The sequence below is a fragment of the Pseudomonas alliivorans genome, assembly GCF_017826695.1.
In the GTDB taxonomy this organism is placed as follows: domain Bacteria; phylum Pseudomonadota; class Gammaproteobacteria; order Pseudomonadales; family Pseudomonadaceae; genus Aquipseudomonas; species Aquipseudomonas alliivorans.
Genome location: NZ_JAFFZW010000001.1, coordinates 384,071 through 397,071 on the forward strand (window position 1 = coordinate 384,071; position 13,001 = coordinate 397,071).

12 protein-coding genes and 2 tRNA genes are annotated in these 13,001 nt (G+C 58.2%); 9 read left to right on the plus strand and 5 right to left on the minus strand.

Annotation, left to right across the window (positions count from 1 at the left end; translation table 11 throughout):
• The first annotated feature begins 173 nt into the window (after positions 1-173).
• Complete coding sequence (locus tag JTJ32_RS01805) at positions 174-2,048, plus strand: MFS transporter (RefSeq protein ID WP_210040544.1); 1,875 nt, start codon at positions 174-176, stop codon at positions 2,046-2,048.
• A gap of 95 nt (positions 2,049-2,143) precedes the next feature.
• Here the strand turns inward: JTJ32_RS01805 and JTJ32_RS01810 are convergent, their stop codons facing one another.
• Positions 2,144-3,109, minus strand: a complete 966-nt coding sequence (locus JTJ32_RS01810; RefSeq protein ID WP_210040546.1) for a bile acid:sodium symporter family protein — start codon at positions 3,107-3,109, stop codon at positions 2,144-2,146.
• Positions 3,110-3,192: 83 nt separating this feature from the next.
• A complete protein-coding gene (rdgC, locus tag JTJ32_RS01815) occupies positions 3,193-4,113 on the minus strand; it encodes a recombination-associated protein RdgC (RefSeq protein ID WP_004879325.1) in 921 nt (306 codons plus the stop codon).
• A 171-nt stretch (positions 4,114-4,284) separates the two neighbouring features.
• Between rdgC and JTJ32_RS01820 the strand changes: the two genes are divergently transcribed.
• Together JTJ32_RS01820 and JTJ32_RS01825 are read left to right on the plus strand one after the other, a co-directional pair.
• Positions 4,285-4,360: transfer RNA gene (locus JTJ32_RS01820), tRNA-Val, on the plus strand.
• Between the two features lie 21 nt (positions 4,361-4,381).
• Positions 4,382-4,458: transfer RNA gene (locus JTJ32_RS01825), tRNA-Asp, on the plus strand.
• A gap of 190 nt (positions 4,459-4,648) precedes the next feature.
• Here JTJ32_RS01825 and JTJ32_RS01830 read toward each other — a convergent pair.
• On the minus strand, positions 4,649-5,455 hold the full coding sequence (locus tag JTJ32_RS01830; RefSeq protein WP_184319120.1) for a DUF1868 domain-containing protein: 807 nt from the start codon (positions 5,453-5,455) through the stop codon (positions 4,649-4,651).
• A gap of 456 nt (positions 5,456-5,911) precedes the next feature.
• Between JTJ32_RS01830 and JTJ32_RS01835 the strand changes: the two genes are divergently transcribed.
• Both JTJ32_RS01835 and JTJ32_RS01840 read left to right on the plus strand, forming a co-directional pair.
• The gene (locus JTJ32_RS01835; RefSeq protein ID WP_210040548.1) at positions 5,912-6,307 is read left to right on the plus strand and encodes a hypothetical protein; all 396 of its coding nucleotides are present in this window, start codon (positions 5,912-5,914) and stop codon (positions 6,305-6,307) included.
• A 120-nt stretch (positions 6,308-6,427) separates the two neighbouring features.
• Complete coding sequence (locus JTJ32_RS01840) at positions 6,428-7,618, plus strand: CaiB/BaiF CoA transferase family protein (RefSeq protein ID WP_210040550.1); 1,191 nt, start codon at positions 6,428-6,430, stop codon at positions 7,616-7,618.
• Between the two features lie 66 nt (positions 7,619-7,684).
• Here JTJ32_RS01840 and JTJ32_RS01845 read toward each other — a convergent pair whose 3' ends face one another.
• The gene (locus JTJ32_RS01845; protein ID WP_099229899.1) at positions 7,685-8,221 is read right to left on the minus strand and encodes a cupin domain-containing protein; all 537 of its coding nucleotides are present in this window, start codon (positions 8,219-8,221) and stop codon (positions 7,685-7,687) included.
• A gap of 440 nt (positions 8,222-8,661) precedes the next feature.
• On the opposite strand from JTJ32_RS01845, the gene JTJ32_RS01850 reads away from it, so the two are divergent.
• From JTJ32_RS01850 to JTJ32_RS01865, 4 genes are all read left to right on the plus strand, one after another.
• Positions 8,662-9,429, plus strand: coding sequence for a BamJ family beta-barrel-assembly machinery protein (locus JTJ32_RS01850; protein WP_099229901.1), 768 nt, complete (start codon positions 8,662-8,664; stop codon positions 9,427-9,429).
• A gap of 364 nt (positions 9,430-9,793) precedes the next feature.
• Positions 9,794-10,246 carry a YkvA family protein gene (locus JTJ32_RS01855; RefSeq protein ID WP_184319126.1) on the plus strand — a complete coding sequence of 151 codons (453 nt, stop codon included), beginning with the start codon at positions 9,794-9,796 and terminating at the stop codon, positions 10,244-10,246.
• A 93-nt stretch (positions 10,247-10,339) separates the two neighbouring features.
• Entirely contained in the window at positions 10,340-10,675 is a 336-nt protein-coding gene (locus JTJ32_RS01860) for a helix-turn-helix domain-containing protein (RefSeq protein WP_184319129.1), read from the plus strand.
• Positions 10,672-11,055, plus strand: coding sequence for a hypothetical protein (locus tag JTJ32_RS01865; RefSeq protein ID WP_180274421.1), 384 nt, complete (start codon positions 10,672-10,674; stop codon positions 11,053-11,055). Before JTJ32_RS01860 ends, JTJ32_RS01865 begins: the two co-directional genes overlap by 4 nt.
• 109 nt (positions 11,056-11,164) lie before the next feature.
• Here JTJ32_RS01865 and JTJ32_RS01870 read toward each other — a convergent pair whose 3' ends face one another.
• Complete coding sequence (locus tag JTJ32_RS01870; protein WP_210040552.1) at positions 11,165-12,937, minus strand: bifunctional diguanylate cyclase/phosphodiesterase; 1,773 nt, start codon at positions 12,935-12,937, stop codon at positions 11,165-11,167.
• Positions 12,938-13,001: the final 64 nt, after the last annotated feature.

The following is a 13,001-nucleotide window of genomic DNA, read 5'->3' on the forward strand; positions in this document are numbered from 1 at the left end:
ACTTCGTCTTTCTCGACCAAGGTCGAGCGTGGCGGGGTGTCGCAGTTTGCCTGACGCGCTCGGCATGGCTGGCAACTGTAAATATCCTATCGACATTACGCTGCGTTGCGTCTTCAATGTGCCTCGGATTGGCGGCGACGCCAGTGTGCCCAAGCCTCTCAGGACCACGGACGATGAGCCAGCAGTCACAATTCAGCCTTTTAGGGAAACGGCGCTTCCTGCCGTTTTTCGTTACTCAGTCCCTCGGGGCGTTCAATGACAACGTGTTCAAACAGTCATTGATCCTCGCCATTCTCTACAAGCTGGCCATCGACGGGGATCGTTCGATCTACGTCAATCTGTGCGCCTTGCTGTTCATTCTGCCGTTCTTTCTGTTCTCGGCACTGGCCGGGCAATTCGGCGAAAAATACCCGAAGGACACGCTGATCCGGATCATCAAGTTCGGTGAGATTGTGATCATGGCGGTGGGTGCCGCAGGCTTTCTGTTCAATCACCTGTGGATGATGCTGGCGGCGTTGTTTGCGATGGGCACGCATTCGGCGCTGTTCGGCCCGGTGAAGTATTCGATATTGCCGCAGCACCTGCGGGAGACCGAGCTGGTCGGCGGCAACGCGCTGGTCGAGATGGGCACCTTCCTGGCGATTCTCGCAGGCACCATCAGTGCCGGGGTGATGATGTCCTCCACGCACTACGCCTGGATCGTTTCGGCGGCCATCGTGCTGATCGCCTGCCTGGGCTTCCTGGCCAGTTTCGGTATCCCGCGGGCGGCGGCTGCCTCACCGGAGATGACGCTCAACTGGAATATCTTCACCCAGTCCTGGGCCACGCTGCGCATGGGGTTGGGGCAGACGCCGGCCGTGTCGCGCTCGATTGTCGGCAATTCATGGTTCTGGTTCGTCGGGGCGATTTACCTGACGCAGATCCCGGCGTATGCCCAGGAATGGATGTTCGGTGATGAAACTGTTGTCACGCTGATCCTGACGGTCTTCTCGGTCGGTATCGCGCTGGGTTCGTTGCTCTGCGAGCGTTTGTCCGGGCACAAGGTCGAGATCGGCCTGGTGCCGTTCGGCTCCATGGGGATCACGATTTTTGGTCTGTTGCTGTGGTGGCATTCGGGCGGCTTCCCGCAAAACGCACAGGCCAACGACTGGCTCGCGGTCCTGAGTTACGGTCAGGGCTGGTGGGTGCTGTTCGACATCCTCGGCATCGGCGTTTTCGGCGGTTTCTATATCGTGCCGCTGTATGCCCTGATTCAGTCGCGCACGCCGGAGAAGGAGCGTTCGCGGGTCATTGCGGCCAACAATATTCTCAACGCGCTGTTCATGGTGGTATCGGCGATTGTCTCGATTCTGTTGCTCAGCGTTGCCAAGCTGACGATTCCGCACCTGTTTCTGGTGGTGTCGTTGCTGAACGTGGCGGTCAACATTTACATCTTCAGGATCGTGCCTGAGTTCACCATGCGCTTCCTGATCTGGCTGCTGGGTCATTCGATGTATCGGGTCGAGCACCGCAACCTGAATCTGATTCCCGACGAAGGTGCGGCGCTGTTGGTCTGCAACCACGTTTCGTTTGTTGATGCACTGCTGATTGCCGGCTCAGTCAGGCGGCCGATCCGTTTCGTCATGTACTACAAGATCTATCAATTGCCAGTGCTCAACTTCATCTTCCGCACCGCCGGTACCATCCCGATTGCCGGGCGTAACGAGGACATGGAGATCTACGAACAATCGTTCAAGCGCATCGCCCGTTATCTGGCCGACGGCGAGCTGGTGTGCATCTTTCCGGAAGGCAAGCTCACCACCGATGGCGAGATCAGCGGCTTCAAGAGCGGCATGACGCGCATTCTTCAGGAAACATCGGTGCCGGTGATCCCGATGGCGCTACAAGGACTGTGGGGCAGCTTCTTCAGTCGCGACCCGGACAAGGGGCTATTTCGCCGTCTGTGGTCACGCGTCGTGTTGGTGGCCGGTGCGCCCATTGCGGCAGACGCCGCCTCGCCGGTGGATGTGCGCGAGCAGGTGAAAGCGTTGAGAGGGGCGGGGCGCTAGGGGTGGCAGCTTGGGCCTAGCGCCGACTGCCACACCTCTGAACCTGATCGCGACCATGCCCGCAGGGGCGCGATCAGGTCAGTGCAGAAGCTGTATCAATCCACCGCCGACTTACGCAGCGCCACATCGCTTTCTTCCTCCGGCATTTTCCTGAAGTACGTCGAGAGCAACGCACCGGAAATGTTGTGCCAGACGCTGAACAACGCGCTCGGCACAGCCGCCAGTGGCGAGAAGTGGGCGCTGGCCAGGGCAGCGCCGAGCCCCGAGTTCTGCATGCCGACTTCCAGTGCCAGCGACTTGCGCTGTGGCAACGGCAGTTTGAACACCTTGCCGGTGAAGTAGCCCAACAGAAAACCGAACGTATTGTGCAGAATCACCACCGCCATGATCAGCAGGCCTGACTCGGCGATCTTCGCCTGACTGGCGGCGACCACGGCGCAGACGATCATCACGATGCTCACCACAGACACCAGCGGCAGCACATCCACCGCATAGCTGACTCGCGCGCCCAGTAGACGCTGTGCGAGAACACCCAGCACGATTGGCAGCATCACCAATTGCAGGATCGACCAGAACATATCCATGAAGGATACCGGCAACCAGGCCGAGGCCAGGAACCAGATCAGGGTCGGGGTCAGCAGTGGAGCAAGCAGGGTGGTGACGGCAGCAATGGCCACAGCCAGCGCCAGATCGCCCTTGGCCAGCCAGGCCATGACATTGGACGACGTTCCGCTCGGGCAGCAGCCCACCAGAATCACGCCGACAGCAATTTCGGGCGGCAGCCGGAATACCTGACACAACAGCCACGCCACGCCGGGCATGATGACAAAGTGTGCGACCACGCCCAGCGCCACGCGCCAGGGGTTGCGCGCTACTTCAGAGAAATCCTCGAGTTTCAGGGTCAGGCCCATGCCGAACATGACCAGGCCCAGCAACGGGACGATCCAGCCTTTCAGGCCGATGAATGCCTGGGGAAACACAAACGCCAGAATGGCGAACAGCAGCACCCAATACGCAAAGGTGTTGCCGACGAAACGACTCAGGGCGGCGAGGGCGCGCATGGTCTGCTCCTTCTTTTTATAAGTGCCAAATGAATGCGCCGTCTATAAGACGGCGCCGTGCTTCGGTTCATCAACGGTTGGTGTCAGATACCCTGAGGTATTTCTTCGCCGCCCAGCGCTTCGAACAGTTCGGGCAGGAATTCGCCGAAGGTCAGCATCATCAGGGTGAAGCTTGCATCCAGTTGTCCCAGTGCCTCGTCGCCGCCGTCCTGTTCAGCCTGATCCTGCAACAGATCTTCGAACTTCAGACGCTTGACGACCATTTTGTCGTCCAGCACGAACGACAGTTTGTCCTGCCAGGCCAGCGACAGTTGGGTCACGACTTTGCCAGTGCTCAGGTGCAGCTGGATTTCGTCGCCGGTCAGGTCCTGACGCTTGCAGCGCACGATGCCACCGTCTTCGTGGGTGTCGCGCAATTCGCACTCGTCCAGCACGAAGAAGTTGTCGGCCGCTTTCTGGGTCTTGACCCAGTCGGTCATGGTCGCGCTTGGCGATACCTTGACGGTCAGCGGACGAACCGGCAGCGAGCCGATGACTTCACGCAATGTGGACAGCAGGTCCTCGGCGCGTTTCGGGCTGGAAGCGTTGACCAGAATCAGGCCTTGCTTGGGCGCGATGGCAGCGAAGGTTGCCGAGCGACGAATAAAAGCGCGCGGCAGGAACGCCTGGATGATTTCATCCTTGAGCTGATCACGTTCCTTCTTGTAGACCTTGCGCATCTGCTCGGCTTCGATCTCTTCGACCTTTTCCTTGAGCGCGTCACGTACGACGCTGCCCGGCAGAATACGTTCTTCCTTGCGTGCGGCGATCAGCAGGAAGTCCTGGCTGACGTGTACCAATGGAGCCTCTTCGCCCTTGCCAAATGGCGCGACGAAACCGTAAGTGGTCAACTCCTGGCTGGCACAGGCGCGCGCCGGTTTGGTCGCCAGTGCCGTCTCCAGCGCCTCGGCGTCAAAAGGCAGATCCTGGGTCAGGCGATAGACAAGCAGGTTTTTGAACCACATGAGGTGAATCTCTCCTTCCATACAAAGGGGGGCATTATTCGCTGCTCTGCTTCCGGGGCCAAGCCTGCACGGAGCCTTTGTAAGCCTTTGGAAGGATTATAAAAATTATTTAAAAAATTACTTGCCAGAGTAAAGGTCGCTCCGTAGAATGCGCGCCACACCGAGAGTGAAGGGTGATTAGCTCAGCTGGGAGAGCAGCTGCCTTACAAGCAGCGGGTCGGCGGTTCGATCCCGTCATCACCCACCAAACTCTCTATTAGTGTTACGCGCAGCGGTAGTTCAGTCGGTTAGAATACCGGCCTGTCACGCCGGGGGTCGCGGGTTCGAGTCCCGTCCGCTGCGCCATATTCAGCTTCAAGGCCCTTGAACTCCTTGAAGCAAACAGAAAGCCCGCCTAGTGCGGGCTTTCTGCTTTCTGCTTTCTGCTTTCTGTCTTTCTACTTATTCCCGCCCTTTTTCTTCAGAACTGCGATGAATCAACGCACGGTGCTGCTGTGGATGAGGTCATTTGCTGAAGAAGGTGCGGTGAGCTTGTTCAAATTGTTTCAGGCTGCTTGCCAATCGCGAACTTGTCATCGAACGTCAGCATGTCGTTGAAGGTGCAGAATCTGGGTGCATCCAGCGCGAACACCTCGAGGGTCTCGCGCAGGAACGTCAGGCATTTCTGCTGAACGGCCGCATATTCAAGGGTTTGTGCGTCGGTCATCCACTTCACCAGATAGCCCAGTGAGATGTGAAACCCGTACTGATCATGATCCGGTGCGCGGATGCCCAGACGCTGAGCCAGGCGATCACGCATGTCACGGAGTTTCCTGTTTTCCTGCACGCTGGCTGGAACCAGCCGAATCGTGGCGCCACTGTCCCTGTGCACGTTGAAGTCGTCCACCTGCATGCGTAACTGAAAGTCATCGTCGAGATCAAAGTCGCTCAAGCGTTCAGTGAAATAATCCGTGCAGGCCTGGACACTGGCGTTTTTGGCGACTTGTTCAGGCCAGAACGGCGGTTTGCGCAGCTCGTCGATCACGCCCTCGAAAACCGTCATGTGATAGCTGGAGGGCGGCAGCAGGCTCAGGCACTGACTGAACGGGTGGGCGGCCAGCGTGTTCCTGACTGTGGTAAGCGCATCGCTCAGCGGTGTGCGCAGCGGAATCTGGCTGATGATCGTATTGCCGGCAAACGGCCGCGCCTTGCCGTTCTCGAAGAATTTGCGATTGACGTCAGACGGCCTGGTGCCCTTGTGCTGCGGCATGGTGAGCAGGGGCGACGCAGCAAGTGCAGCACCGGTGGTCATGGCACAGGCTTGAAACAGAAACGCGCGGCGCAGCAGCTTGATGTGTGTCACGTAGGCATTTCCATCAGTGCGTTCGGTAAAGGCTGGAGTGGGAAGATTTCAATTTCGCGCTGACCCTACCGACGGTTAATGACCAGGAAATGACAGGAGCCGTCATTCGCGCCGAGAAGAAGATAGCAGGTATATCGATGGCAGATAGACATACTTTGATGAAACTCATGATACCAACCTATCTCATCAATACGCTTTGCGTTCGCAACGCTAAAGTTTATCGATCCTGTCAGTTATCGATTCTGAGTGCTGTAAGAATTGTCTGGGTGTTTTGTAATTTGCTGGTTATAAGTTAAAGGTTTTATGTTGAGCTTGATTTTCTCGTTTCCCTGGTATTAGCTGCAACGCGTTGGCTGGCGCTTTCAAAGGCTGGCATTGAACAGGGGCGGTTGTCTGGAAAAATAATCGTTCCGTTAAAATACATTTTACGTCGTTGAATAATATAAAAGGACTTATATGAATACCTGTATAAATGCACTGTTGGTCTCGTGTGCCCTGGCGGCCTCCACTGGTGCAGTGGCCTCTCCAGCGCTGCATACAGCGACCATTGATCAACAGGGTCGTGTCGTTGCGCAGTCTTCTGCATGGGTCAAGTCGGTCAATTTGACCAATCAGAAAGATTACTTCGCAACTTATGAAGTCATGTTCATGGACGGGCTGTTCAAGCAGGCGCCTGGTTTCTGTTCAGTGTCCTCTATCGATACGTCCGACTATGATCGTCTGCTTTACGGTCATGCCAAGTTGGGCGGCGCAGCGACAACTGAAAAGGTCAATGTATTGGGCCTGATGGTAGGTAAGAACGAACCTGCCGGTGATTCGGCAATGAGTTTTCAATTGGCCTGCACTCACTGACCCCTCTCTGCAACAGGAGCCCCGCCCGTGCGGGGCTTTTTATTTGCTTTTGATCAGCGACTTTTCATTCTGTGCATTTGCGCGGATCATCCGGTGTTCTCGAACCAGAGTGGAAGCGTCATGAACTTACCTCTTCAGGGCATAAAAGTCGTAGAGCTGGGGCAACTGATCGCCGGGCCGTTTGCCGCAAAAATTCTCGGCGAGTTCGGCGCGGAGGTCATCAAGGTCGAGCCGCCGCTGACGGGCGATCCGCTGCGCAAATGGCGTCTGCTGCACAACGGCACGTCAGTGTGGTGGGCGGTGCAGTCACGTAACAAGAAGTCGGTCACTCTCGATCTGCGTCAGCCTCAGGCGCAGGAGGCGGTTCGTCGCCTGATTCGCGATGCGGACGTGCTCATCGAAAACTTCCGCCCCGGCACGCTGGAAAGCTGGGGGCTGAGCTGGGAAGAACTGCACGCGCTCAATCCACGATTGATCATGCTGCGGGTTTCCGGTTACGGGCAGACCGGCCCCTACCGCGACCGACCGGGGTTCGGTGTGATCGGCGAAGCCATGGGCGGTCTGAGGCATCTGTCGGGCGAAGCAGGGCGTACGCCGGTTCGGGTCGGGGTGTCGATAGGCGATTCGCTGTCAGCGCTGCACGGCGTGATCGGTATTCTGCTCGCCCTGCGTCATCGCGATCAGAACGGCGGGGCGGGGCAGCAGATCGACGTTGCGCTGTACGAGTCGGTATTCAACATGATGGAAAGCCTGATTCCCGAATATTCAGTCTTCAATGTCGTTCGCGAACCGGCTGGCAGCAGCATGCCGGGCATTGCCCCCACCAATGCCTACCGCTGCAATGACGGCAAGTACGCACTCGTGGCGGGCAATGGCGACAGCATCTATAGAAGGCTGATGGAAAAGATCGGTCGCATGGACCTTGCCAATGATCCTGATCTTGCCCACAACGACGGTCGGGTCCGGCACGTCGCCCGGATTGATGCAGCGATCTCGACATGGACCGCCGAGCGTTCGCTGGACGAAGTGCTCAATGCGTTGAATGAAGCACGCATCCCGGCGGGCAAGATCTACGACGCCGCCGACATTGCCAGCGATCCGCACTACCTTGCGCGTGACATGCTGTTGCAAAGCACGCTGGATGACGGCACGCCTGTAACACTGCCGGGCATTTTGCCCAAACTGCAGGACACCCCGGGCCAGGTACGCTCGGCTGCTCCTGCCCTCGGCGAGCATACGGATGCGGTGCTGGAAGCGCACGGAATTGACGCCGATACTCGAGCGCATTGGCGCAAGCTCGGGATTATCTGACGGTTTCATCACCGATCTGAACCTGATCGAGATATCCGAGCCCGTGCCAGCCGCGCAACGATCAACTCAGGCCTGACACCCGCCCTTGTCATAGCTGCCTTCTTTTGGAATGAAGGCTTTCGCGGCATTCGTTTTTGTGAGGATGTAAGCGCGGCGCCATGGCTGATCGTCGATGAGCTTCCAGCGATGCCCGAGCCCGGTGGTGTCTTGTGCCAGCAAGACTTCGCCGGGGTGCAGTACGAAGTTTTCACCGCCTGTAGTGGAGAACTCCAGCGTGCCCGACAACGTGATGACGTACTGCTCCTGCGGCGCCGGATGCCAGTCGTATGTCGCATGCGCCGGCGTTTCCTTGAAGTTGAGTGAGCCTGCATCAACCACAGCGCTCTGATCGATCGTGCCCTGAATCACGTGCGACAGGTTGTCCGGGCCGGTGCATAACCTGAAGGCCTTGATGCCTTGGGCCGGTGGGGCAGGTGAAGCAGTGGCAAATGCTCCGCTGCTCAGGGGCAGGATGATCGCCGCAGCGAGCGCGGCCCAGCGGCGTGAGGATGTGCGCGATAAGCGGACCGGGTGTGTGGAAATCGTGCTTGGGGATTGTTGCATAGGACATACCTGAGAACTGGAAACTGCATGGAGCCTCGGGCGTCGATCGATGGCCGTGGCAGTTCAGGGCCGTGATGCCCTGCGCAGAGAATCGAACCACATCGCGAATCACTTAAAAATTATCTTTAATTTCATGTCGCTCTTCATATGAAGTGCGTGTCGAGATGCCGGTTGGAAGCGGCTGCGCGCCCTGACGATCAGCACTGTGTTCCAGCGCCGCGCATCGAGCCTGTCGCCATCTGCACCGACCCTGGCGGGTATGGATGACTTTCCAGAGCTGAACTGCAACTGAACGCTCGGGTGTCAGACCGGTAAAACCTTTGGATACCTGAACTTATCGCCCTTTTGCCTCTCTCATGCCGGTAGCCATTGATCGCGGCGGCCTGATAAGCTCGCGGCTTTACTCGTTTGCCCTTTTGGCGCATGAACAAGGAATTAGCATGAAACAGCATCGGTTGGCAGCGGCGATTGCCCTGGTCGGTCTGGTACTCGCAGGTTGTGACAAGCAAGCCAGCACTGTCGAGCTGAAAACCCCGGCACAAAAAGCGTCTTACGGCATCGGTCTGAATATGGGCAAAAGCCTGGCTCAGGAAGGCATGGATGATCTGGATTCCAAGGCTGTGGCCCTGGGTATCGAAGACGCTGTCGGCAAGAAAGATCAGAAACTGAAAGATGAAGAACTGGTTGAAGCCTTTGCTGCGCTGCAGAAGCGTGCCGAAGAGCGCATGGCCAAGATGAGCGAAGAGTCGGCAGCTGCCGGCAAGAAGTTCCTCGAAGAAAATGGCAAGAAAGAAGGTGTTGTTACCACCGCTTCCGGTCTGCAGTATCAGATCGTCAAGAAGGGTGATGGCGCTCAGCCAAAGCCGACTGACGTAGTGACCGTTCATTACGAAGGCAAGCTGACTGACGGCAAGGTGTTCGACAGCTCCGTCGAGCGCGGCAGCCCGATCGATCTGCCGGTCAGCGGCGTGATCCCGGGTTGGGTTGAAGGTCTGCAGTTGATGCACGTTGGCGAGAAGATCAAACTCTTCATTCCTAGCGACCTGGCTTACGGCGCCCAGAGCCCGAGCCCGCTGATCCCTGCCAACTCGGTTCTGGTCTTCGACCTGGAACTGCTTGGTATCAAGGATCCGGCAGCTGCACAGGCGCCTGATGCAGACGAAGAAGAGGCGGCTCCGGCCAAACCGGCTGCTCCCGCCAAGAAGTAACGCAACACCTGGCTACTGAAAACGCCCTGTCTCGACAGGGCGTTTTTGTGTTTGGGTTATTTCCCGAACGCTTGGCGGTGCTTACAGTCCCACTATCATGAGCGTGAGAGGAATATTGTCTGACAGTCCGTTTTGCGTGATGGACTAGCCTCAACAGTATCCCCAAGTCAACGAATTCGTGGGTTTTTTTATGTGAGTAAAAAACGCCCGATTTAACCTGAAGCCCCTGAAAACGGGGACTTCAGGGTCAAAAAGGGCGGCTGTTCACAAGGTTATCCACAACAAATGTGGATAACCTTGCGGCATGACCCCGGCAGGTTATCGAACCGATGTGCACCATCACCTTTTCCGAGCGGGAGTGAACATGAAAGCACCGTGGAACCTGATCCGTTACCTCCCGGGAGCGCGCCGGCTTCTAGCGGCGGGACGCCTGCCGGGGCTGTTGTTTGCCGTAGCGCGCAAAGGCAACAGTGAAGGCAGTCGCCTTGGCAAACTCAAAGATGACCTGCGCCTTCTCCAGAGCCTGTGCCTGGCTTACTGGCGCGGTGAGTACCGTGACATCAGCCCCAAGGCCATTCTGTCCATCGTTGCAGGCCTCATGTACTTCCTCAGTCCGCTGGATGCGATACCGGACTGGATTCCAGGCCTGGGCATGTTCGACGACATTGCAGTTCTGGCGTGGGTGATGAAGCACCTGACCGATGAGCTCGACGCGTTTCGCGCCTGGCGCGATCAACAGCCACCTGAAAAGCTGGTGGTGGTGGAGAGATTGCCCGACACACAGGCGTTGCTGGAGAAAGAGAAACGCATCGAGTGAAGCGTTTGAGCAAGCCGTAGCGTTCCGCTGTTAAGATGCCGCCCTATGGAGCAAGCCTTTCCACTATGTGGCGTTTTCCTGCAAGGGGAGTCTATGGATCTTCAAGTGATATCTCGTGATGGTGAGCCGGAGTACGCAGTCCTCCCCTGGGCTCAATATCAGGCGCTGCTCAAAGCCGCTGGCTTTGCTGAAAAGCCCGGCCCGGAAATCGCTCAGCCAGCACCTGAAGTTGCTGAACATCCTGCGTTCGACCAGCTGGGTGCGTTGCGCAATGCCAAGGGGCTGGAAGTCGCTACGCTGGCACGCGCTGTCGGCATCAGTCCTTCCTATCTGGCGTTGATCGAAAACGGCACGCGTGAGCCAGACGCGGCCATCAAGCGCAGTCTTGCGTGGGAACTGGGCGTTCCGGGCTGGAGGGGTGAGTCATGAGCGTGCGCATCAGTCGTCAGCATTGGGACGGATTGTTGAATGAGCTGAATCATGCCCGCCAACACCGGCACTTGGTGACTTACCGTGCCTTGCTGGAACGCTTGCAGTTGCCAAGCCCGGCCATGCAGACACTGACGGCAGCGCTGGAGCATCTGGCCGCGATGGATGCCCGCGCCGAGCAGCCGCTGCGCAGCTCACTGGTGATCAGCCAGGGCGCAAGCCGCCTGCCACGTCCCGGGTTCTTCGAATGTGTCGAACGACTGGGTCGTTTTTCCGGTCCGTCCGACGGAGTGGCCGCCGCGTCATGGCATGCAGCCGAAGTGGTACGCGTGTTCGAGTACAGCTATCCGGAAGTGGAAGCGCAGGTGGGCAGCGTTTGATCGGCAGCGTTCAAGCGATGGTTTACCAGATTCGTCGCCTGTATCAAATGTGACGCTCCGCGTCCGCTCGAGTGGGGCGCAGAGCGCCACACCTGTGCCTGCCAATCCCTCAAGCATCCACCAGCAGATCCAGCCGTGACGAGTCGATGACATGAATGCTGGCCCCTGCCACGTCCTTGGCAAAGTGCTTGGCCTGCGAGGCCAGGTCGGCCAGTTGGCTGGCGTTGATCTGAGCGCAGCTTTCCTCGCGCAAGTGCACCACGCCGATCGACAGTGACAGCAGCGCGAACTCCTGGCGTTGCCCCTGGCGGTTGAGTGCCACGAAGCAGCCAGCCTCCAGATGTTCGGCTCGGTAGAAGCGACGGCACTGGTTCTGGAAGTCTTCCAGCAGGTTGTGCAGGCGCCTTTCCCAGTCCTCGAAACCCAGCACCATCAGAAAATCATCCCCGCCGATATGGCCGACGAAATCCCTGCTCGGATCGATCCGGTCGTTAAGGCATTGCGCCAGACACAGCAGCACTTCATCGCCGCGGGCATAACCATAGATGTCGTTGAAAGGCTTGAAGCTGTCGATGTCCACGTAACAGATCATCGACTCGCGACCTTGCTGCAGCAGGCGCGTCAGGCACTGCTGGATCGGCACATTACCCGGTAGCAGGGTCAGCGGATTGGCATAGCGCGCCTGCTGGATCTTCATCTCGGTGATCAGCTTGAGCACGTCGATCACCCGTCCCAGCCCCAGATAAGCCCCATTGAGGGTGATGATGAAATCCTCTTCGATGCGCTGCCGCGCCCGACTGGTGAGCAGCCGACTGACCTGCTGCAGCGACTGGCTCACTTCCACGGCCAGAAAATCATCGCTCATCAAGCGGCTGATTGGCTTGCGGGCGAATAACTCAGTGCCAAACGGCTTGAGCAGGGCTTCGGAGAGCGAATGGCGATGGACGATGCCGCAAGGCCGGGCATCGTCGTCCAGCACGGCCAGTGAGTTGAGGTTGGCCTGCTTGCGAAAGGCTTCCAACACATCCGCCGTCGGGGTGGACTGACTCACGGAAGGCTGTGGACTGAGCAGGGCAGAGAGGTCGGCCGCGTCTTCGTTCAATGCCGGGGTCGGCGCCTCGGCCTTGGGTAGCATGGCCCGGGTGTCGCGTGACGGGCGTTCCTGCGGGCGTGCCAGCAGGTAACCCTGCACCAGATCCACACCCATGTCGGTCAGGGCGGCGAGTTCTTCGGGCAGTTCGATGCCCTCGGCGATCACGGTGGCTCTGGACGCTCTGGCCATTTGCAGCATGGAGCCGACGAACTCGCGCTTTACGGCGTCCTGGTGAATGCCGTCGATGAAATGCCGGTCGATCTTCACGTAATCCGGTCGCAGCTCTGACCACAGCCGCAGACTGGAATAGCCCGCCCCCAGATCGTCCAGCGCAATGGAAAAGCCCATGTCCCGATAGTGATGCAGCGCGTTGTAGAGCAGATCGAAATCATCGGTTGGCATCTGCTCGGTCAGCTCGATCACCACGTTCTTGGGTGCGATGTTGTACCGGCGCAGCATTTCAAGCGTGCGGCCCGGCGGGTGCGAGGCTTCGAGCAGGGATTCCGGCGACACGTTGAGGAACAGCTTGCCGGGCAACTGCTGCTGACTGAACCGGCGACAGGCGCTTTCCCGGCAGGTCAGTTCCAGCTCACTGAGACGGCCGGCCTGTCGCGCGATGGCAAACAGATTCAGAGGCGAATGCAGCGGGCTGTTCGACGGGCCGCGGGTCAACGCTTCGTAGCCCAGAATGCTACGCTCCGACAGCGAGACAATTGGCTGAAACAGGCTGTGCAAGTCGCCGCGAGCCAGAATGGAACTCAGTGCGCCCAGCTGTTCAGTGACGGTCATGATGATCTCGATGGCAATAAAAAGGGCTGAGCGCGTTAGCGTTCAGCCCGTCATTTCACGACAG